We start from the raw sequence: 20,297 nt of genomic DNA on the forward strand, positions 1-20,297 counted from the left end.
ATCTTCTGGGAGAGGTCGCCCTGGGCGACCGCGGTCGTCACCTGGGCGATGTTGCGGACCTGAGAGGTGAGGTTGCCCGCCATGAAGTTGACGGAGTCGGTGAGGTCGCGCCACACACCGCCGACACCGGGCACCTGGGCCTGGCCGCCCAGCCTGCCCTCGCTGCCGACCTCGCGGGCGACGCGGGTGACCTCGTCGGCGAAGGCGGAGAGCTGGTCGACCATCGTGTTGACGGTCTCCTTCAGCTGCAGGATCTCACCGCGTGCCGGCACGTCGATCTTCTGTGACAGATCGCCCTTGGCCACGGCCGTCGCCACCTGGGCGATGTCACGGACCTGCGTGGTGAGGTTGCCCGCCATGGCGTTGACCGAGTCGGTCAGGTCGGCCCAGGTGCCCGAAACCCCCGGTACCTGGGCCTGACCGCCCAGCGTGCCCTCGGTGCCCACCTCGCGCGCCACGCGCGTCACTTCGGAGGTGAACACGGACAACTGGTCCACCATGCCGTTGAAGACGGTGGCGATGTCGCCGAGCAGACCCTCCCCGTCGGACGGCAGCCGTGTGCCGAAGTCACCGTCCCGTACGGCGGTCAGCCCGGCCAGAAGCTGCCGCAGCTCCCGCTCACCCGGTCCCCGCTCCACAACCTCGGTCGCCTTGCTGGTCATGCGCACCTCGTTCCGCTCCCCTAGAGTCCTCACGCCGAGGACTCGGAACCGCGCCGGGCCCCGCCCATCGCCGTATTTCCGCAGTTCACGGGTCTGCGCGATGAGAAAATCCGTCGCAGGTTAACCCAGTCGGCCCGCGGCGAACAAAGCGTCGCGGAAACATCTCGGCTCGCCGAAAAAAGGCCCGCGGGACAGGCATGTGCAAGCCGCTCGGGGGTACTCAGCGAAGTTTTCGCACCGGTGGCCGGTCCGGCGGTCGACGGCCTTGTATGTCCAGTTCGTGAATAAATCGCCCACCATGTGGAATGCCGGGCTACGGTCCAGCCCTTCCCGCCCCCTCCGTGCACCCTCGCACGGGCGGTCCCCGTCACCCGAAAGCGTCATGACTGCCACGAGCACCCGCGGCGGCGTCGTCACCCGCCCGGTCCGGGGCCTGGCCCCGAGCCGCCGGGCCCCGGCCCGCCGCGCGGGCGACCGACGCCCCCTGGTACGGGACTACCTGCGGGCGGCGGGCCAGGTCGTACAGGCGGCACGCTGAACGGCGGTGTCACCGGGCCGCGTGCCGTCCCCCCTGCCGTGCGCCCTCTCGTGCGCTGCGATGGCGCTCGCGGAGGATCGCCGGGACCATCAGTCCGGCGACCACCGCCACTCCCAGCGCGTACCCCGGCCACCATGACAGCGAGCCGGTGTCTGCGGTCCAAGCGCGGTCCGCCGTACCGGACGACGGGGCGGTGAGCGCCTTCGCGGAGGGGGGCGCGCCGACGGCGGTCAGCACGACGTCGTTGCCGTCGCCGCCCTGGTAGCTGATGCGGTAGGTGGTGTCGGCGAGTTTCACCTTCGCCCCCTCCCGCAGGCCCGTGAACGTGCCGTCGGCCTTCGTACGGCCCCCGTGGTCGATGACGGTGATCTGCCGGGCGGACTGTGAGCCGGCGTCCGACAGGTCGAGGCCACCGGCCAGCCGGATCCGGCCGGCCACCTTCAACGGGCTGTCGCGCAGGACCAGTCCCCCCTGCGCGCCCTGGGCGTAGTCACCGGTCACCGTGAGCCCGCCCGTCACCGTGCCGTCGTTCGTCACCGGCCCGCGCACCGTGCCCCGGCCGGTGAGGGTGGTCGACACCCGCAGGCCCGCCGTGCCCGGGTCGAGCCGCGCGCCCGGCGTCGTGAGCCGGATCGCCTCGCTGTGGGCGAGTGTTGCGCCGCCGCGCAGGGCCAGGGTGCCGTCTGTGACGGTGGTCGTGCCCGTGTAGGCGACCCCCGCACCGGTCAGCGTGGTCGTATCGGCGCCCGACTGCACCATCGAGCCGCTGCCGCCGATCCGGGACAGCGACACGGGCGTCGAGGTGTTGCGGACGACCAGCGTGCCGTCGTCCACGATCCGCGTCCGCCCGGTGCCGGTCATCAGTGAACCGTCCCCGCCCGGCTTCCCCGAGCCCAGCCGCAGAACCGCCCCCTTCTCGATGGTCGTCGACCCGTCGTAGTACTGGCGGGCCGCGAACGTGACGTCGTTGCCGCGTGTCCCCGCGATGACGACGTCCCCGGCACCGGGCGCGGCCAGCGTGTCGTGGTACCGGCCGCCGCCGATGGGGGCGCCGAGCGTCACCGGGCCGTTGTAGTCGAAGGTGAGCAGGGAGCGCCGGCCGCTCGCCTCGTGCAGGTTGATGTAGACGGTGTCCTTGGTGCCCGGCATGAAGATGCTGTGCGTGGTCCCGTCGCCCCACCACACGTTCGCGCCCTCGATGTTGGTGCCGCGCTTGTTCACCCGGTGCGGCACGGGCCGCCAGTTGAGGCCCGGGTCGCTGAGGGAGGGGTTCGTGTCGCCGCCGCGGTCGCTGTGGCTGTACTGGCCGGTGAGCACGACCCTGCTGCCGGGCCGTGAGTGGACGTTGACGTCGCTGCCGTACTCCCGCTGGTAGAAGTCCTGGCGCAGGGTGATCGTCTGGTTCAGCGGGGTGTCGATGATCCAGGAGCCCTGGTTGACGATCGCCCGGGCGTTCGGCAGCGCGACCGGGAACTCGGGGCGGCCGGCCGCCGTGCCGGTGCCGTTGTCGATGACGCCGGAGAAGGGGTGCGTTCCGGCCAGGTCGAGGGTGCCCCACATGTTCCGGGGCTGGGTGACCAGGCCCGAACCGCTGATGGTGCCCAGGTTGAAGGTGCGGGTCAGGGACAGGCGCAGAGTGCCGTCCACCCGGATGTTCAGCTGATTGAGCCGGTAACCAGGGGTGTTGTACGGGAAGTGGCCGATCAGTCCGCTGCCGCCGCCGGTGCCGTACTGCAGCGTCGCACCGCGCTCGACCGTGATCGCGGGCGGGTCGGGGTCCGTGACCGTGGTGTAGGGGTGGTTGCCGCCCCGGGTCGTGACGCGCTGCCGCTGCCGGGCGGCGGGCAGGGTGAAGTCGCTGTCCTTCGTGAGGATCAGCGTGCCGCCGCCGCGTACGGTGAGCGTGCCCTCGCCGTGGAACGCCCCGCCGTAGGTGGTCGTCCCGGCCGGCACGGTCACCACCGTGTCACCGGAGAGGGTGACGTCCCGGCCGGCGAGCACGTCGGCGGTGACGTCGCGCGGCCCGGCCGCGGAGGCGGGGGGAGCGGTCAGTGTGAGAGCGGCCGCGACGAGGGCGCCGACGGCCGCTGCGGTTCTTCGGGTATGGCTGCGCACGTATGGGGGACGCATGGACGGGGCTGCCGATAACAGAAAATGGCAAGCGGTTTCCGGCTCGTCGCTCCGGACCCGTTGACCTCCCGGTACCACGCCCTTACCTTTTCGGCGTTCGGAATGACAGATGCAGTACGGGATACCGAACGGCATCCAGTCGCACCGCATCCCCGTTCCCCACCCGGAGAGGCAGTCCGCATGAGCCGCGACCCCGACCTGCCCGAAGCCCCCAGCCGCAGACTGATGTTGAAGGGAGCCCTGGCCGCGGGCGCCCTGGCGGCGGTCTCCGGCGTGGCCGAGGCAGCCACATCGGCCACCTCGGTCACGACCCCGAAAGCACCCCCGTACGTGAACCCGCTCGTCAAGCAGCGCGCCGACCCCCACATCCACCGCCACACCGACGGCTTCTACTACTTCACGGCCACCGTCCCCGAGTACGACCGGATCATCCTGCGCCGCTCCCGCACGATCAACGGCCTCTCCTCTGCCGCCGAGTCCGTCATCTGGCGGGCCCACCCCACCGGCGACATGGCCGCGCACATCTGGGCACCCGAGCTGCACCGCATCGGCGGCAAGTGGTACATCTACTTCGCCTCCGCCCCCGCCGAGGACGTGTGGAAGATCCGCATCTGGGTGCTGGAGAACAGCAACGCCGACCCGTTCAAGGGCACATGGGTGGAGAAGGGGCAGATCAAGACCGCCTGGGAGACGTTCTCGCTCGACGCCACCACCTTCACCCACCGCGGCACCCGCTACCTGGCCTGGGCCCAGCACGAGCCCGGCATGGACAACAACACGGCCGTCTGGCTGTCCGAGATGGCCAACCCCTGGACGCTGACCGGCCCTCAGATCCGGCTGTCCACGCCCGAGTACGACTGGGAGTGCGTCGGCTTCAAGGTCAACGAAGGCCCCTACGCGCTCCAGCGCAACGGCCGCGTCTTCCTGACCTACTCCGCGAGCGCCACCGACTACCACTACTGCATCGGCCTGCTCACCGCCGACGCCGACAGCGACCTCATGGACCCCGCGAGCTGGTCCAAGTCCCCGACACCCGTCTTCACCAGCAACGACACCACCAAGCAGTACGGCCCGGGCCACAACTGCTTCACCGTCGCCGAGGACGGCCGCACCGACGTGCTCGTGTACCACGCCCGCCAGTACAAGGAGATCACCGGCGACCCGCTGAACGATCCCAACCGCCACACCCGGGTCCAGAAGCTCGGCTGGAAGCCGGACGGGACCCCGGACTTCGGTGTCCCGGTCGCCGACACCGCGACGACGGGAGGCGCGTGAGATGTCCGCGTTGCGGTCCTCACCGAACCAGTAGTAGTAGCCGCCGGCCTTGATGACTCCGCCGCCGTGGGCGTGCAGGGCGTTGCCCGATGTGTCGGTGAACCGGACGATCAGCGGCACCGGCGCCGCGTACAACACGCTGATCGCCCGGCACAGCGGCAGGTGCGCCGACGTGACCAGTCAGTCCCTGTGGCAGGGCGCCCAGATCAAGCAGTACGACTGCAACGGCGGCACCAACCAGAAGTTCTGCTTCAAGTCCGCCGGCAGTGGCTACTACCAGCTGATGGCACGTCACAGCTCCCTGTGCGTGCAGGAGAACGCGAACGACGTCACCCAGGAGAACTGCAACGCCTCCGCCACCGGCCAGCAGTGGTCGGTGACCACTACGGGCTCGTACGTGACCGTCAAGTCCCGGGCGACCGGCGAGTGCCTGGACGTGTCCGGCGCGTCCACCGCCAACTCCGCCGCGATCATCACCTACACCTGCAACGGAGGCACCAACCAGCAGTGGACGCACGGAACATGACCACCCGCCGGATGGCTCAGGCCAGCAGGTCGATCGCGTCGATCGCCGTGCCCGCGCTGAGATGGCCCGTCGTCCCCGAGCCGCTCATCACGTTGATCTTCAGCACGTTGTACTGGCTGGTGTCCGTGAGCCAGGCACCGGCCGGAACGCTGTGGGTGAACGTGTGGTTGTTGCCCCGGTACGAGCCCACGGTCAGCGACCGCGTGCTCGGCTGCGTGGGCGGCGAGGGGATCGACGAGGTCCAGTCGTTCACGGTGATCTGCGGCCGTCCGTTCGCGTACGCCGTCGTCACGCCGATCCGCAGGGTGTGCGCGGCGGCGGCCTGCGCCGCAGACCGACGAGTCGGCCTACCGGACGAACCTGGAGACCCTCGTCGCGGGCGTGCGCGACAAGGATGGTGAGCCGGTGCTGGTGACACCGATCGTCCGCCGCTGGTTCAATGCTGACGGTACGCTGAACAACAACACCGCGCTGCTGGTGAACGGCCTGGGCGTGGACCACCCCGCGGTGATCCGCTCGGTGGCCGCCGCCGAGCACGTCCCGCTGATCGATCTGACGGCCAGGACCAAGGCGCTGGTGGAGTCGCTGGGCGTCGAGGGCTCCAAGTCGCTCTACCTGTACAACGAGAAGCGGGACAACACGCATACGTCCGTTCACGGCGCGACTGTGTACGCGGGTCTGGTGCGCGACGAGTTGGTGGCGCAAGATCTGATACCGGAGGGTCTTTCACGTTAGGCCCCGCCCGAACGGGGAACTCGCCGACAGTCCCCGACCGAAAGCCCCTGGGGCGTCCCGACCGGAACCGGGGCGCCCCAGGCCTGTGTCTCGGGTTCGCTGCCCCCTGACGGGCGGCCCGGGGCCCAAAGGGCCGCCATGGCGCAGCCGGGCGGTCGTCCCCGTGCGCAGTACCACGTTGACCCGGGGCAGCGGTCCGCCGTATTCCCCCACGCGGCGCACGTCACACTTCGGCGGGCACCGCGGTCGACGCCGAGGGCGGCTTCAGCGGCGACCCAGAGCAGGTCGCAAAGTCGGCCCGCGAACGCACCACTCAGGCCCGACACGGCCGCCGCCCACGGGCGCGCGGGTCACCCCGTCGGGTGCGCCCGAGTCTCGGAGGCCAGATGGCGGCCGATCTCCACCCGGGAGGTGATCTTCAGCTTCCGGAACACGCTGCGCAGATGGAAGTTGACCGTGTGGACGGAGCAGTGCACCCGCGAGGCGATCTGCCGATTCGTCAGACCCGCTGCGGCCAGCCGTGCCACCTGCTGCTCCCGCCCGCTGAGGGCCTCCCAGCCCGACTCCTGCCCGCCGTCGTCCCGCTCGGGCTGCGCGGCCGGCACCACGTGCCAGCTGCCGCGGTGCCGTCCCGGCTCGCTCTGCCACACCGGGGGAGGACCGGCCCGGTCCTCCAGGCTCGCGGCGAGATCGCTCGCCGCACGTGCCCTCGCCCAGGCGTGCCGGTGCTGGGTCGCCGCCCTCGCCAGGGCCACCGGGTCGCGGTCGAGCACGCCCCGGACATGCTCGGCCGACAGAGCCGCCCGGACCGGCTGCAGGGCGCGTACGTCCTCGGTGACGGCGCCGATGTGCCGGGCCAGGCCGCGCTGACCGGCGTCCACCGCGATCCGGGCCGCCCACGCCGCCGCGCCGGGCACCGTCGCGAAGAGCCGCACCAGCGGGGCGCGCGGGTCGCGGGCCAGCCGGGTGAGCCGTTGCACGGCCCGTTTCGAGCCGCCGTCGCACTCCTCCCACAACAGTTCCGCCCACGGCACCTCGGGTGCGTGCCGGGCGTCCCACACCGCGGCGCCCCGCTCCGGCAGAAGCCGCCGGCAGGCCTCAAGCCGGGTCTGCGCGGTGGGCAGGTCGCCGGCGTACACGGCGGCGATGCTCAGCTGCGCGAGCAGCAGCGGCGCGTGCAGTCGCTCCCCCCGCTCCGGAGTCGCGGCCGCCGCGACGTCGTTGACCTGCCTGTTCAGCGGAGACCACAGCCCGCGCTGGATCAGCACCTTGGCCTGCACCCGGGCAAGGGCGGCCTCGATGCCCGGGTAGGGCGCCCGATCCCACCGCGCGCGGACCCGTTCGGCCAGCGTCTCCGCCTCCGCGTCCTCACCGGCGTCCGCCAGCCGCGCGGCCGCCTCGACCAGCAGGTGCATGCTCCAGAACGGGGAGGGCACCAGGTCGGCGTGGTGCGCCACCAGGCGTGACCAGTAGAGCGCCTTCTCCATGTCCCCGGCCCGCGCCCGGCAGTCCGCCATCACCGAGGCCGCCGCGATCGCCGCCGGATCCTGGTCGATGTCCCCCGCGACCGCCCGCAGCCGCCGGCGGGCGGAGGCCTCCGCCGAGTGCGGGTGCAGCAACGCGCCGGAGAGCACCTCGGCCACGGCCGCACTCCCGGCGACGGACGGCGCCACCGCGCCCTGCGGCAGCGCCGCCACGGTGGCCACGCTGTCGGCGGGCCGGCCCGCGATGAAGAGCAGCTCGGACAGCAGGCAGCGCAGCCAGCCGGCCGACGAACCCGACGGGGTCAGTTGCAACAGTGCTTCGGTGAGCTGCACCGCGTGCGTGACCGAGGACTCCTGGGCGATGCTGCGCAAGGTCTCGATCGGAACGTCCGCGAGGTCCTGGAGCAGCTCCACGACCCGTCCCACCACGGCCGTCGCGTCATCCCTGGTCATGACGGTCCCCATGCCGCTTTCCCCCGTCTCCCATCGGCTGTGTTTCAGCTCTGTTAGACGTGAGGAGCTTATCGTAGCGGGGGCATGACAGATCGCGATCGAGGTGGCCTGGTCACGCTTTTCGTATGCTGTTCACACAGTCTGGCCGAGATGGATTCGGCGGGCCGTCCGGATTCCCGATTCCACCGCCCCCTCGATCCAGGCAGGCCACTGCGAGCAGTGTTCACCGGCGAAATGGATACGGCCCTCGGAGCGATTGATATCGGCCGCCAGGGAGGTCTGCTGTTCCGGTTCGAACAGGGCATAAGCGCCCATTGCGTAGGGATCCTGGTACCAGGAGTGGCTGATTCCGGCCTCGAACTCGTCCCGTATTTCCGGATGGATGCGGGAGACGTCGCGCAGCGCCCGTTCCACCCGCTGGTCAGGGCTCATCGCCGACCACTGCAGGGCGTCCTGCCCCCAGGTGTAACTGGCCAGCAGCACGGTACGGGACGTGGGCGAGTCGGGGTGGGCCGGGTAAATGACGCGGCGCACCGGAAGGTCGGTCACGGTGGTGCCGCCGCGAATCCCGTCGGTCTCCTCCCAGAACGGGCGGCGCACCTGGAAGAAGATCTTCGTCGCGGCGTCGTAGTGGAGTTGCCGTACGGCCTTCTGTTTCCCGTGCGAGAACGCGGGATTCACCTCGATCCCGCGCAGTACGGAGAACGGAAGCGTGCAAATGGCCTCGTCACCGGTGAAGGAGACGCGGTCGCCGCCCACCCGGGCCCGCACCGTGACCGAAGTGCCGTCCTGTTCCAGCGCGACGACCTCCACTCCGAAGCGGATGTGGGGCGCGAGCCGTTCGTAAAAAGCCATCGGCAACCGGTCCATTCCGCCGACGACTTCCTGCACGTCGTCGTACGCCTCTCCGATCACCTCCCGGAACTCCTGCATGACGGCCGTGTTGAGGGTGGACTCGGAGAACGACATCACGGCGTGGCGTTCGATGGCGCCCTCCGACCAGCCCCGCGCCTTGAGGAAGCCACGGATCGAGTACGCGTCGTACTTGGCGGCCAGCGCCTCCAATGCCTGCTTGCCCTCACGCTGGTAGAGGTCCCGTATCTCCTCGGTGGCCTCCCGCCACATCTCCTCCCGGGTGCGGTTCGCCTCGTACGAGGCCAGCGGGAACGGCAGCAGCCGCGGTTCGGCCTCGGCCTCCTCCAGGGTGAGCCGGCGGCCCCCGACGTACGCGAGCGTCCTCGGGTTGCGCGCGGTGCCGGGCCGCAGGGCGAGGCCGAACTCCCGGCAGTAGCCCAGGGTCAGCGCGTGCACGCGCGGGATGCGCATGGCGCCGAACTCGGCGTACAGGCCCGGTGCGAGGTCCCGCACGGTGTGGATGCGACCGCCGACGCGGGCTCGGGCCTCCAGGATCAGCGGCTCGTGCCCGCGGCGCAGCAGTTCGTAGCCGGCCACAAGGCCGGCCATGCCCGCCCCGATGACCAGGACGCGCCGGCGCGGACGGGTCGCATCGGGCAGTCCGTCGGCGGGGACGGCGCCCAGAGCGGCGGGGATGCTCCGCTCGGGCAGCGGTTCGGTGGATTCCCAGGGAGTCGTGGTCCTCATGAAGGGCTGCTCTCCGGAGTCTCGCACTGCTTCTTTACGGGAAGAGGTGCCGTGGCGGGCTGCGCGCGCCGCTCGGCCAGGGTGCTGACCGCGGTCAGCACCAGGGTGAACGCCACCCCGGTGAGGATGGCGGCGCTGGGCGTGGACCGGTCGAGCATCACCGCGGCGAAGACCGCAGACAGTGAGTAGCCGATGCCCTGGACGGCGTACATCACCGAGTAGCCCGCGGTGTGGGCGCTGCTCGGCAGCGCCTCGCGCAGCGACAGGTTGCGGGTCACCATGACCACGGCCTGCAGGACGCCCGCCGCGAGGAAGCCCAGGACGATACCGGTCAGGCCCGGTACGAGCGCCACGACGGTGATGCCGGCGGCGGTGCCCACCAGACAGACCAGACTGTGCGTCCTGGCCGTGCCCGGCCAGGACCTGAGCCCGTAGACGAAGGCGCCGAGGGCCGACAGACCCGCGAACACCATCAGCAGCACACCGGCCAGGCCGACCGGCAGGTGGCGGTACTGCAACAGCGGGGTCAGGACCAGTTCGGAGACGGCCATCAGGGACATCGCCGCCGCACTGGTGACGTAGATGGGCCAGCCGGACAGCACCACGGGGGTGGGCGCGCGTTCACCGCCCTCGGCCGCGTCCGCCTCCACCGCCTTGGCGGAGCGCAGCGTGAACACCATCGCCGTGCCGAGCACGAGACACAGCGCGCACACCGCCATCGGCACGCCCGGACCGGCCTCAAGGGCGAGCAGCACCACCAGGCCGGGCGCGGCGAGCCACACCAGTTCCGTGAGGATGGAGTCCGCGCTGAACGCCCGGGCGACATCCTTGTCGTCCACCACGGAGGTCAGCAGCGTGCGCAGGGCGCCGGGGCTCGCGGCGGGCGCTCCGCCGGCCACGAACGAGGCGGCGGCGAGGAGGGGCAGCGCCGCGTCGGGCCACAGGGCGAGCGCGGTGAACGCCGCCGCTCCGACACCGAGCCCCGTCGACAGGTGCAGGCGCAGTCGGCGCGGATGCAGGAACGTGCCCAGGGCCCAGGCGCCCACCACTTCACCCGCGATGAAGAACGCGGCCAGCACGCTGCCCGTCGAGTAGCCACCGGTGGCCCCGTGGCCGAGGAAGACCATGGCCAGCGGCGCCATCGCGACGGGCAGCCGGGTCATGGACGCGGTGAAGGCCCAGGCTCCGGTCTGCCGGGTGAGGATCGTGCGGTAACTCATGGGCTGCTCTCACTTCAGGGCGTACGAGACGGGCGCGGGGGACGAGGCCGGGTGCGGAACGGGGCGCGGCAGCAACTCCTCCAGGGTTTGTGCGAGGACACCGAACCCGTCCGTGCTGAGCACCGATTCGGGGTGGAACTGGAAGGAACGCAGTCCGGGCGCGCGCAGGGCGTGCACCTCGTCCGTCGCCTCGTCCCGGCAGACGTCGACGCAGCGGTCCAGGATCCCCGGCGGCAGGGTGCCGGTGCCGGCGCGGGCGGCGAAGGTGTTGTAGAAGCCCACCCGAACCCGCCGGCCGAACAGGTCGATCTCCCGCCGCAGCCCCTGGTTCGGGCGCTCGCGCCGGACCAGTTCCAGCCCCAGGAGCCCGCTGAGCACCTGGTGCCCGAGGCAGACGGCGAGCAACGGCCGTCGTAGGGCCAGCACGTCGCGCAGGATCGCACGCAGCGCCGCGATCTTCGGATGGGCGAGGTCACGGGGATCACCGGGACCGGGGCCGGCCAGCACCAGGTCGTAGGCGGCCGGATCGACGGCCTCGTCGTACCGGCGTAACGTCACCTCCGGTCCCAGCGTACGGATCTGGTGCGCCAGCATGGCGGTGAAGCTGTCCTCCGCGTCGATCACCAGGATCCGGTGGCGGGGGAGGGCGGCCGGAGGGCCGTCCTCGCCCTGTCCGGCCAGCCAGAACCGTGCCAGCCCCGTGTTGCGGTCCGCCAGCGCCCGGCGAACCGCGGGCTCGTCCGCCAGCGGCCGGCGGCCGGTCCCGCGCGAAGCGGCCCCGGGCGGCGGGCCCTGCAGCGCGCGCAGCAGGCCGGCCGCCTTCGCCCGGGTCTCCGCCGCCTCCGCGGCCGGGTCGGAGTGTCGTACGACGGTGGCGCCGACGCCGAGGCTCAGACCGCCCCGACGGTCGATGTGCGCGGTACGGATGAGGATCGCGGAATCCAGCTCCGGCAGGCCCCGCGGGTCGGTGCCGATCAGGGCCAGCGCGCCACTGTAATAGCCGCGGCCCTGCGGCTCGTAGCGGGCGATGGCCCGGCAGGCGCTCTCCAGCGGGGAGCCGGTGACGGTCGGGGCGAACAGCGTGCGCCGCAGCACCTCGTGCACGGGCAGCGTGGAGCGGCCCTCGATGAAGTACTCGGTGTGCGCGAGATGGGCCATCTCCTTCAGCCGAGGGCCGACGACCCGGCCGCCGCCCTCGCACACCGAGGCCATCATCTTCAGTTCCTCGTCGACCACCATGTACAGCTCGTCCGACTCCTTGGTGTCGGCGAGGAACTCCAGCGTTCCGGCCAGGCTCGGACCGTCCTCGGGGAACCGGTAGGTGCCGCTGATCGGATTCATCACGGCCGTACCGTCCCGCAGGCTGATGTGGCGTTCGGGGCTGGCGCCCACGAAGGTGTGCTCGCCCGTGTACACCGCGAACGTCCAGTAGGCGCCGCCCTCCTGGACCAGCAGCCGGCGCAGCAGGGCGCAGGCGAGCCGGGGGGAGTAGCCGTCGATGCGGGCGGTGAAGGAGCGTCTGACGACGAAGTTGGCGCCCTCGCCGCGCCCTATCTCCTCCGCGATCAGCCGGCGGACGGTGTCGGCGTACGTGTCGTCGTCAACGTCGAACCCGGCGTCCGTCAACGCGATCGGCTCGTCGGGGAGTCCGCGCAGCGCCTCCTGGAGGGGCAGCGTCCACTGCTCGTCCACGGCCAGGGCGAGCAGCGGCGCGTGGTCCTCCGGGTACGCGAAGCCCCGCTCGCCGATCTGACGGTACGGCAGCACCGCGAGCGTCTGGTGACGGCCTCCACGGGGGTCGGGTGCGGGCAGTCGGTCAAGGCTTGGCAGTTCGCTGACGTCGCCGGTGAGCACCTCGACGACTCCGGGGGCGGACTCCGGACGGTGGAGCAGCGCGAAGGGACGGACGTCCGGCCCCTGCCACAGGGTCTGAAGCGGCCTCACTGCGCACCCTCCCCGCGCAGCAGGTCCTCGACGACCTGCTTGGTGGTCGGTGTCGCCGCGCAGGCGTGGCTCGCGTACGACACGGCCAGGCGGTGGTCCTCGGCGCTGAAGTCGGCCACCGCGTCGGTCACCAGGAACGGCTGGATGTCGTGGCCGAAGGCGTCCACGGCGGTGATCAGACAGCCGAGGTGCGCGTAGACACCGCAGACGATGAGCTGGTCGCGGCCCGCGGCCCGCAGCAGGTCCAGGAGCGGGGTCCGCTGGAAGGCGCTGTAGCGCCACTTGGTCAGCACCCGGTCAGCCGCGGCCGGTGCGAGCTCGTCGACGACGAGCCGGTCCTCGGGGGCGGCGGCCATGCCGGGACCCCAGAACGCGCCGAGCAGCCCGCGCTGTTCCTCGGTCATGCCGCCGGGCTGAGCCGTGTAGAAGACGGGCACGCCGACCGAGGCGCACGTCTGACGCAGCAGCACCGCGTTGGGCAGCGCCACCGACAGCGGCGGGACGTCCTGGCGGAACGGGCGCAGGAAGTACCGCTGCATGTCGTGGACGAGCAGCGCGGCACGGCGCGGGTCGGGACGCCAACCGGTGCGGTCGGCTCCGGTGAGGGCCTCCACGGGCAGCTCGTAGGGGGCGATGGGGTCGATCGAGGTCATCGGACGTCCTCCTCGGTCCCGGGCGCGCCGGCGCACCGCCACGCCTCCACGGCGGCCAGCGCCTGGGCGCGGTTGAGGCGGGGATCACACAGTGTCGTGTAGGCGGCGGGGTCGTCGGGCCGTACCTCCGAGGCGTGCCACAGGCATTCGGCGACCGATTCGGGGGTCGCCTCCAGGTGCAGGCCGCCGGCCACGCCGCCCGACGCCTGGACGGCGGCGCAGAAGGCCCGTATCTCGGCCACGGCCGTGGCGACGACGCGGGTCTTCAGACCGTCCGGCGCGGTGATCGTGTTGGCGTGCAGCGGGTCGCACAGCCACAGCACCGGGTGGCCGGCTGCGCGTACGGCGGCGACGAGTCCGGGCAGCCGGCGGGCCGCCTGGCCGGGCCCCATCCGGGCGATCAGGGTGAGCCGGCCCGGCGTGCGGTGCGGATCGAGCAGGGCGCACAGCCGCAGCAGCGCGGCGGTGGTCATGGTGGGGCCGACCTTGCACGCCACGGGGTTGGCCACCTCCGCGAGCAGCCGCACGTGGGCGCCCTCCGGGTCGCGGGTGCGCTCGCCCACCCAGGGCCAGTGGGTGGAGGTCAGCAGCAGCCGGCCGTCCGCGGTCCGACGGGCGAGGGGCAGCTCGTAGTCGAGCACCAGGGCCTCGTGGCTGGTCCAGATCCTGCGGTGCGGCACACCCGGCGCGCTGTGCTCACGCAGGAACTCCACCGCGGTGCGGGCCGCCGCGTAGCAGGTGAGCAGCCGGCCGGGGTCCGGTCTGCGGGCCGCCGGGTCGGGGTCGGGGGCGTTGACCATCAGGCCGCGGAACGACGGCAGGGCGACACCGTCGACCACTTCGGTCGCCCGGGACCGCGGCTTGGCGAACTGGCCGGCGATGCGTCCGACCGTCACGGTCTCGCGGCCCGTCGCGGCGCTCAGCGCAGCCGCCAGGGTGCTCAGCAACTCCGCCTTGGCCGAGAGCCGTTCGGGTACGCAGTGTCCGGGGTCCTCGGCACAGTCCCCGGCCTGGACGACACCGAGGGCGCCGGAGGCCGCCTCGGCGAGCAGGGCGCCGAACGTGTCGACCTCGTCCTCGTCGACAAGTCCGGGGAGTTCGGTCAGGGTCTTCACGGCGGGTTCCGCCGTCTGGTGCCATTCCGGCTGCTGGTGGGCCGGGAACCGCCGCCAGTGCCGGATCTCGTCGTCCGACAGGGGCCTCAGGCCGACGCCGGAACCGGCGAGCGCCTGTCCATTCACCTCATGGTCTCCTCGATCGACCGGGCGGAATACGCACCGGAAGCCTACGGAGGGGTGATCCGAAAAGCACCTACTCACTTGGGTAGGTGGGCGGTGATCCGCCTTTCTCCCGACCTACCCGGTCGAGTAGTTGCTGGAATTCGAAGGGCCCCTGGATCCTGTCCTTCGGCGTCGGTCGCTCACAAGGCGGAACCTTACCCGGAGGCAAGCACGACAATGGCCAAAATCATCATCGGAAACCAGCTGACCGAGGAGACCGTCGAAGGCGACCGCGCTCTCCCGGCCGAGTACCTCACCTACCTCGCCGCGGTGACCCACCGCCTGGCCTGGTGCGCGGGGGCGAACGACATCATCGTGCTGCCCACCGAACCGGACCCGGAATTCCTCTCGTACGTGTGGCGGAGGCTCGGCATCGAGGATTCCCGCCCGGTTGTGCTGGTGCCGCCGCCGGGCCGCCAGGGAAGTGCACTGCTCTACGACGACCGGCTGCATCATCCGGAATTCATCGGGCAATTGCAGAAACTCGCGGCCGAACGCGGCGCCGACCGGCTTTTTCCCTTCTACGTGGATGCCGCGACAACAGGCCTCGCGGAATCCCTGGAACTGAAGGATCCACTGCCCGCGGCCGCCTTCCTGCGAGCCGGCGGGAACGAACTCGTCAACAGCAAGACGTTCTTCCGTACGCTGGCCGCCGGGATCGGCATACCCGTGCCCCGGGGCCGCACCGTCGCCTCCGTCGACGAGGCGGCGGAGTTCGTCCGGCCGCTGCTGCGCGCAGGGCAGCCGGTGATCGTCAAACAGGACGTGCACGGCGGCGGATACGGCAACGAGATCCTGACTCCGGCCGAGGGCCTTCAGGGGTACGGCGCCGAGCGCGTCACCGTGCTCGACCCCTTCGACGACACCGCCCTGCTCCGGTATCTGACCGGGTCCTGGGACCGCTACAGCCACGACGGCCGCCGCCGGGTCGTCGTGGAGGGGTACATCGACGGCTCCGTCCCCATCTACATCGAGCTGTACATCACCGACGAGGACGTCACCACCGTCGGCTACGGCGAGATGCGCATGGCGCCCGTCAACAACGGCCTGGTCATCCCGCCGCCCTCGGCGGACCTGCCGTCCTTCCCGGGCTTCCTGGACCACGCCCGGCGCATCGGCGACACCGTGCGGGCCCTCGGCTACCGGGGGCCGATGAGCATCGACGCGATCGTCGTGCCCTCCGGGGAGATCCTCTTCAACGAGTTCAACGGACGCGTCGGCGGCTCCACGCACATCCACCGTATCGGCGCCCATCTGCTGGGCCCCGAGCACTGGCGCGACCGCGCCCTCATCGCCCGCAGCCGCTGCGGCTGGGACTCCCTGGCCCGTGCGGTGGCGACCCTCGAGGAGCAGGGTCTCGCCTTCGACCCGGAGACCCGGACCGGGGTCGTCATCGCCGGTGACAGCCACGGCACGCCCGGCCCCTCCGGCCAGTGCCTCATCGTGGCCCCCGGACTGCCCGAGGCGCAGGCCATGGAGGCCCGGCTGATCCGGGTCCTGGGCCTGGAGGACGACTGATGCGGACGGCCCTGGTGACCGGGGGCGGTTCCGGCATAGGACGGGCCACGGCCGTCGCCCTCGCGGCCCAGGGGGCGAAGGTGGTCGTGGCCGGCCGCCGGGCACACACGCTCATCGAGACCGTCAAGGTGATCGAGGAGAACGGCGGCACCGCTTCCCACGTCCTCGCCGACATCACGGTCCCCGACGAGGCGGCCCGCGCGGCCGGTGCGGCCGTCGACCGCTACGGCAGCCTGGACACCGCGGTCAACTGTGCCGGACTGCCGTCCTGGGGTCTGACGGCCGACATGACTCCCGCCGAGTGGGAGGAGGTCGTCTCCGTCAACGTCAACGGCACCTGGCTGTGCATGAAGTACGAGATCGAGCACATGCTGCGCCAGGGCGGCGGCGCCATCGTCAACGTCTCCTCACGGATCGGGCCGCACATGCGCGTGACCCACCAGGCCGCGTACGCGGCCAGCAAGTCCGCGCTCAGCACGCTCACCCGCTCCGCGGCCCGCGAGTACATCCCGCACGGCATCCGCATCAACGCGGTCAGCCCCGGCCCCACCGACACCGCGATGGCCGTCTGGCCCGGTGAGACCCCCGCCGACCGGGACGACCGGGTGGCCCGTGACATCCCCGCCGGCCGTCTGGCCCGCCCCGAGGAGATCGCCGCCGCGGTGCTGTGGCTGGCCTCGCCGGCCGCGGCCTTCGTCGTGGGCCACGACCTGGTGATCGACGGCGGACTGAGCGCCTAGCCCGGACAAGAGAGGACGACCATCCATGTCCGCACTCCGTGTGGCCGTCGTCGACGGCTACTCCACCGGGGCGCAGCTCGTGAAGGAACTGCTCGACCGCGGCGCCGAGGTGCTGCACGTGCGCAGCGGCCCCACCGTCGCCCCGTACTACGCTCCCACCTTCCATCCCGCCGACTACGCCGAGGACCTCGGCTACGACCCCGACCCGCAGGCGGTCGCGGCCCGTCTCACCGAGCGCGGCGTGCGGCACGTCGTCGCCGGCACCGAGAGCGGCGTCGTCCTGGCCGACCGGCTGGCGCAGCTGGCCGGGCTGCCGGGCAACGACGTCGGCCTGGCGCCCGCCCGGCGCAGCAAGTTCCGTATGGCCGAGGTGCTGCGCGCGGCCGGCCTGGACGCCCCGCTCAGCACGCTGGTGACGACCGCCGACGAGGCAGCCCGGTGGTTCACCGGCAGCGGACTGGACGCCGTGGTGGTCAAGCCGGTCGACAGCGCCGGCTCCGATCACGTCCGCATCTGCCGTACGGCCCCCGAGGCGCGGCGGGCCGCCGCAGCCGTGCTGGACACGGCGAACCTCTTCGGCCACCGCAACGACACCGCCCTGGTCCAGGAGTTCCTTCAGGGACCGGAGTACTACGTCAACACGGTCTCCGTGGGAGGCCGGCACATCGAGGTGGAGACCTGGCGGTACACCAAGGACCGCACCCCCGAGGGCGCGCCGGTCTTCGACTTCGAGGAACCCGCCGACCCCGGGGCACCGGAGATCCGCGACCTCCACGCCTACCTGTGGCGGGCGCTGACCGCGCTCGGCATCCGCACCGGCGCCGCCCACAGCGAGGTGGTGCTCACCGCCCGCGGTCCCGTGCTGATCGACCCTGGCGCCCGGCTGGGCGGGGGAGTGCTGCCCTGGGTCTCCGCGAAGCTCGCGGGCCACTCCCACGCCGGCCTGCTCGCCGCCGCGATCGCCAACCCGGCGGAGCTGTCCGCGGCCCGGCTGCCGTTGCGCTGGGAGCAGCCCGTCCGCTACGTCTCCCTGATCAACCACTTCCCCGGCACGGTCCGCGACCTTCAGTGGACGTCCCGCTTCAACGAGCTGCCCACCGCGGTGGCCGTCGCCGCCGTCGCCCGTCCCGGGGACGAACTTCCCCGCACCCGCGACCTGTTGACCTCACCCGGCTTCGTCTATCTCAGCGCCGCCACCCGGGAGCGGATCGAGGCGGACTACCGGACGATCCGCACCTGGGAGCGCAGCCCTCTGTACACGTCATGACGCAAGGAGGCGAGGAGCGGCATGGGGACGCTTGTGATCAGCAATCTGGGCAGGCTCATCACCGGCCATCCCGACGACGTCGGGGTCCTCGGGCCACCGGCGGCCTTCCAGCCGCCCTACCTGCGCTATCTCCAGGCGCAGTCCCACCGCACCGTGTGGTTCGCCCGTCCCGGTGACGTGCTGCTCGTCCCGACCCCCGTCGACGGCGCGTTCCTGAGCCATGCCACGGCACTGCGCGGCTTCACGCCCGACGATCTGGACGTGCTGGTGCACGAGCCGGGCGCCGGCTTCGCGGACCGGCTGCGGGAGGCGGTGCGGCGCCGGGGCGTGGACCGTGCCTGGCCGTACTACTACGACCGTACGGCGGCCGCGCTGATCCGTGGACTCGGCCTGCCCGTCGCCGACTTCGCGGCACAGGGCGGCGCCGAGCTGCTCAACAGCAAGGTGATGTTCCGCGCACTCGCCGCGGGCGCGGGCGTACCCGTCGCCGAGGGCCGGGTGCCCGTCTCCCGGGCCGACGCCGAGGACTTCGTCCGGACACTGCTGGCGGACGGGCGCAGCGCCGTCGTGAAGCAGGACTTCCACGTCGGTGGGCTCGGCAACGAGATCGCGAGCCCGGCCGCGGGTCTCCTCCCGATCGGCGCCAACCGGGTCGAGACCTGCACGGACGAGGAGGCCGTGGCGCGGTTCGTCGCCCGCCAGTGGGGTGCCGACGACACACCGGGCCGCCCCCCGATCGTCGTCGAGCACTACGTCCCCGACTGCCGGTCGGTCTACGCCGGCTACCGGATCGACGAGAGCGGGGTGTCCCTGTACGGGCACGGCGAGATGCGCATGACGCCCGTCATCAACGGGCTGATCACACCGGGCCCTTCGGCCGGTACGGCGGAGTTCGCCCGCTTCCTGCGCCACGCCGAGCGGCTGGCCGGTGCTGTGCGCGCCCTGGGCCATCGCGGGCAGCTCAGCGTGGACGGCGTGCTGACGCCCGACGGCGACACGTTCCTCACGGAGATCAACGCCCGCTCCGGCGGCGCCACGCACGACCACTGCATTCTGCGCACACTGGTCGGCCGGGACGACCGGGTGCTTCTGGACCGCCGTCGCTGCGACTTCCCTCCCCTCGGCACGCTGCTGTCGGAGCTCCACGCGCAGGGCCTGGCCTTCGACCCGGTGAGCCGCACGGGTGTGGTCGTCACGGTCCACGACGGCGGCACCGGCTCGGAGACCGGCGAGTTCGCCGTGATCGCGGAGGACCTGGCGGCCGCCGAACAGGCGGAGAAGGAGGTCGAGGCCCTGCTGCACGGGTGGGACGGTGACGCGGCGGCGGGGAGTGCGGGCCGGGGCAAGGGCACGGGCACGGACACCGACACGGCGACAGGGGACACGGCATGAGGATCGGCATCTCCACCTTCGTGACCGACGAGGGCATCGGCCCCGTCGACCTCGGCAGGGCGCTGGAGGAGCGCGGATTCGAGTCGCTGTTCGTCGCCGAGCACACGCACATCCCGGTCAAGCGGGAGACCCCGTACGTCCCCAATCGCGAGATGTACTGGCCGGCGTACGGCGAACTGCCGAGGATCTACTACCGGACCGTTGATCCCTTCGTCACGCTCACCGCCGTGGCCACCGTGACCCGGCGCCTGCTGGTGGCCACCGGCGTCGCTCTCGTCGTCGAGCGGGAACCGATCAACCTGGCCAAACAGGTGGCCTCCCTCGATCTGCTCTCGGGGGGACGGCTGCTCGTCGGCGTGGGCGCCGGCTGGAACCGCGAGGAGATGCGCAACCTCGGCACCGACCCGCGCACCCGCATGGCCCTGATGCGCGAGCGCGTCCTCGCGATGAGGGAGATCTGGATGCGGGAGGAGGCCGAGTTCCACGGCGAGTTCGTGGACTTCGACCCCATCAGGTCCTGGCCGAAGCCGGTGCAGCGGCCGCATCCACCCGTCCTGGTCGGCGGCGACGGGCCCGGTGTCCTCGACCGTGTCCTGGAGTACGGCGACGGCTGGGTGCCGATCCTCGGCAAGTCGGTCGACGCACTGGCCGCCCGGATCGCGGAACTCGGGGTGCGCGCCGAGGAAACGGGCCGCGCCCCCGTTCCCGTGACCGTCTACGGCGTACCGCCCGACCGTGAGGTGCTGGCCGGCCTCGCCGAGGCGGGCGCGGACCGGGCGCTGCTGCAGCTGCCGACCGCACCCAGGGACGAGTCGCTGCGCGAACTCGACCGGTTCGCAGCGTTGAAGGACAACCTCTGAAACCGGTGCGACGGAGAG

The 20,297-nt window shown here is 71.7% G+C and carries 15 protein-coding genes and 3 pseudogenes; 9 read left to right on the top strand and 9 right to left on the bottom strand.

Annotated elements, in window-relative coordinates; translation table 11 throughout:
• Positions 1-662 (bottom strand): HAMP domain-containing protein (locus ACFYZE_RS13735; RefSeq protein ID WP_388992210.1); only part of this gene is annotated, 662 nt, incomplete at its 3' end.
• 382 nt (positions 663-1,044) lie between these two features.
• On the opposite strand from ACFYZE_RS13735, the gene ACFYZE_RS13740 reads away from it, so the two are divergent.
• Positions 1,045-1,200, top strand: a complete 156-nt coding sequence (locus ACFYZE_RS13740) for a hypothetical protein (RefSeq protein ID WP_388992213.1) — start codon at positions 1,045-1,047, stop codon at positions 1,198-1,200.
• Positions 1,201-1,209: 9 nt separating this feature from the next.
• Here the strand turns inward: ACFYZE_RS13740 and ACFYZE_RS13745 are convergent, their stop codons facing one another.
• Positions 1,210-3,330 (bottom strand): autotransporter, encoded by a 2,121-nt coding sequence (locus ACFYZE_RS13745; RefSeq protein ID WP_388992216.1) that lies wholly within the window; start codon positions 3,328-3,330, stop codon positions 1,210-1,212.
• Between the two features lie 180 nt (positions 3,331-3,510).
• On the opposite strand from ACFYZE_RS13745, the gene ACFYZE_RS13750 reads away from it, so the two are divergent.
• The gene (locus tag ACFYZE_RS13750; protein WP_388992219.1) at positions 3,511-4,605 is read left to right on the top strand and encodes a family 43 glycosylhydrolase; all 1,095 of its coding nucleotides are present in this window, start codon (positions 3,511-3,513) and stop codon (positions 4,603-4,605) included.
• 106 nt (positions 4,606-4,711) lie between these two features.
• Positions 4,712-5,131: pseudogene (locus ACFYZE_RS13755) on the top strand (RICIN domain-containing protein); the annotation flags it as partial.
• 16 nt (positions 5,132-5,147) lie between these two features.
• Here the strand turns inward: ACFYZE_RS13755 and ACFYZE_RS13760 are convergent.
• Positions 5,148-5,471, bottom strand: a pseudogene (locus ACFYZE_RS13760) (polysaccharide lyase family protein); the annotation flags it as partial.
• Between ACFYZE_RS13760 and ACFYZE_RS13765 the strand changes: the two are divergent.
• Positions 5,465-5,866 (top strand): annotated as a pseudogene (locus ACFYZE_RS13765) (carbohydrate esterase); the annotation flags it as partial. The pseudogenes ACFYZE_RS13760 and ACFYZE_RS13765 sit on opposite strands and share 7 nt — an antisense overlap.
• A gap of 350 nt (positions 5,867-6,216) precedes the next feature.
• Here the strand turns inward: ACFYZE_RS13765 and ACFYZE_RS13770 are convergent.
• The 6 genes from ACFYZE_RS13770 to ACFYZE_RS13795 form a co-directional block, all read right to left on the bottom strand.
• Positions 6,217-7,803, bottom strand: a complete 1,587-nt coding sequence (locus ACFYZE_RS13770; protein WP_388992223.1) for a LuxR C-terminal-related transcriptional regulator — start codon at positions 7,801-7,803, stop codon at positions 6,217-6,219.
• A gap of 132 nt (positions 7,804-7,935) precedes the next feature.
• The gene (locus ACFYZE_RS13775) at positions 7,936-9,405 is read right to left on the bottom strand and encodes a flavin monoamine oxidase family protein (protein ID WP_388992226.1); all 1,470 of its coding nucleotides are present in this window, start codon (positions 9,403-9,405) and stop codon (positions 7,936-7,938) included.
• Positions 9,402-10,625 (bottom strand): hypothetical protein, encoded by a 1,224-nt coding sequence (locus ACFYZE_RS13780; RefSeq protein WP_388992229.1) that lies wholly within the window; start codon positions 10,623-10,625, stop codon positions 9,402-9,404. The genes ACFYZE_RS13775 and ACFYZE_RS13780 overlap by 4 nt, the downstream gene beginning before the upstream one ends.
• A gap of 9 nt (positions 10,626-10,634) precedes the next feature.
• Entirely contained in the window at positions 10,635-12,569 is a 1,935-nt protein-coding gene (locus ACFYZE_RS13785) for an anthranilate synthase family protein (RefSeq protein ID WP_388992232.1), read from the bottom strand.
• Complete coding sequence (locus tag ACFYZE_RS13790) at positions 12,566-13,222, bottom strand: isochorismatase family protein (protein ID WP_388992235.1); 657 nt, start codon at positions 13,220-13,222, stop codon at positions 12,566-12,568. The genes ACFYZE_RS13785 and ACFYZE_RS13790 overlap by 4 nt, the downstream gene beginning before the upstream one ends.
• On the bottom strand, positions 13,219-14,463 hold the full coding sequence (locus ACFYZE_RS13795; protein WP_388992238.1) for a 3-deoxy-7-phosphoheptulonate synthase: 1,245 nt from the start codon (positions 14,461-14,463) through the stop codon (positions 13,219-13,221). Before ACFYZE_RS13795 ends, ACFYZE_RS13790 begins: the two co-directional genes overlap by 4 nt.
• Before the next feature lie 216 nt (positions 14,464-14,679).
• Between ACFYZE_RS13795 and ACFYZE_RS13800 the strand changes: the two genes are divergently transcribed.
• From ACFYZE_RS13800 to ACFYZE_RS13820, 5 genes are read left to right on the top strand one after another with little or no spacing between them, the layout of a single operon-like run.
• Positions 14,680-16,020: a peptide ligase PGM1-related protein gene (locus ACFYZE_RS13800; protein ID WP_388992241.1), complete on the top strand. Its 1,341-nt coding sequence runs from the start codon at positions 14,680-14,682 to the stop codon at positions 16,018-16,020.
• Complete coding sequence (locus tag ACFYZE_RS13805; RefSeq protein ID WP_388992243.1) at positions 16,020-16,760, top strand: SDR family NAD(P)-dependent oxidoreductase; 741 nt, start codon at positions 16,020-16,022, stop codon at positions 16,758-16,760. Before ACFYZE_RS13800 ends, ACFYZE_RS13805 begins: the two co-directional genes overlap by 1 nt.
• Before the next feature lie 25 nt (positions 16,761-16,785).
• Positions 16,786-18,027, top strand: a complete 1,242-nt coding sequence (locus ACFYZE_RS13810) for an ATP-grasp domain-containing protein (RefSeq protein WP_388992246.1) — start codon at positions 16,786-16,788, stop codon at positions 18,025-18,027.
• A 21-nt stretch (positions 18,028-18,048) separates the two neighbouring features.
• Positions 18,049-19,419, top strand: a complete 1,371-nt coding sequence (locus ACFYZE_RS13815; protein ID WP_388992249.1) for a peptide ligase PGM1-related protein — start codon at positions 18,049-18,051, stop codon at positions 19,417-19,419.
• A complete protein-coding gene (locus ACFYZE_RS13820; protein ID WP_388992252.1) occupies positions 19,416-20,279 on the top strand; it encodes an LLM class F420-dependent oxidoreductase in 864 nt (287 codons plus the stop codon). Before ACFYZE_RS13815 ends, ACFYZE_RS13820 begins: the two co-directional genes overlap by 4 nt.
• Positions 20,280-20,297 lie beyond the last annotated feature (18 nt).

This window comes from Streptomyces sp. NPDC001796 (assembly GCF_042892355.1).
In the GTDB taxonomy this organism is placed as follows: domain Bacteria; phylum Actinomycetota; class Actinomycetes; order Streptomycetales; family Streptomycetaceae; genus Streptomyces.

Coding starts and splice junctions, on each gene's coding strand:
- ACFYZE_RS13745 (WP_388992216.1), bottom strand. CDS start 3,330: ATGCGTCCCCCATACGTGCGCAGCCATACCCGAAGAACCGCAGCGGCC.
- ACFYZE_RS13775 (WP_388992226.1), bottom strand. CDS start 9,405: ATGAGGACCACGACTCCCTGGGAATCCACCGAACCGCTGCCCGAGCGG.
- ACFYZE_RS13740 (WP_388992213.1), top strand. CDS start 1,045: ATGACTGCCACGAGCACCCGCGGCGGCGTCGTCACCCGCCCGGTCCGG.
- ACFYZE_RS13800 (WP_388992241.1), top strand. CDS start 14,680: ATGGCCAAAATCATCATCGGAAACCAGCTGACCGAGGAGACCGTCGAA.
- ACFYZE_RS13750 (WP_388992219.1), top strand. CDS start 3,511: ATGAGCCGCGACCCCGACCTGCCCGAAGCCCCCAGCCGCAGACTGATG.
- ACFYZE_RS13805 (WP_388992243.1), top strand. CDS start 16,020: ATGCGGACGGCCCTGGTGACCGGGGGCGGTTCCGGCATAGGACGGGCC.
- ACFYZE_RS13820 (WP_388992252.1), top strand. CDS start 19,416: ATGAGGATCGGCATCTCCACCTTCGTGACCGACGAGGGCATCGGCCCC.
- ACFYZE_RS13810 (WP_388992246.1), top strand. CDS start 16,786: ATGTCCGCACTCCGTGTGGCCGTCGTCGACGGCTACTCCACCGGGGCG.
- ACFYZE_RS13815 (WP_388992249.1), top strand. CDS start 18,049: ATGGGGACGCTTGTGATCAGCAATCTGGGCAGGCTCATCACCGGCCAT.
- ACFYZE_RS13790 (WP_388992235.1), bottom strand. CDS start 13,222: ATGACCTCGATCGACCCCATCGCCCCCTACGAGCTGCCCGTGGAGGCC.
- ACFYZE_RS13780 (WP_388992229.1), bottom strand. CDS start 10,625: ATGAGTTACCGCACGATCCTCACCCGGCAGACCGGAGCCTGGGCCTTC.
- ACFYZE_RS13770 (WP_388992223.1), bottom strand. CDS start 7,803: ATGACCAGGGATGACGCGACGGCCGTGGTGGGACGGGTCGTGGAGCTG.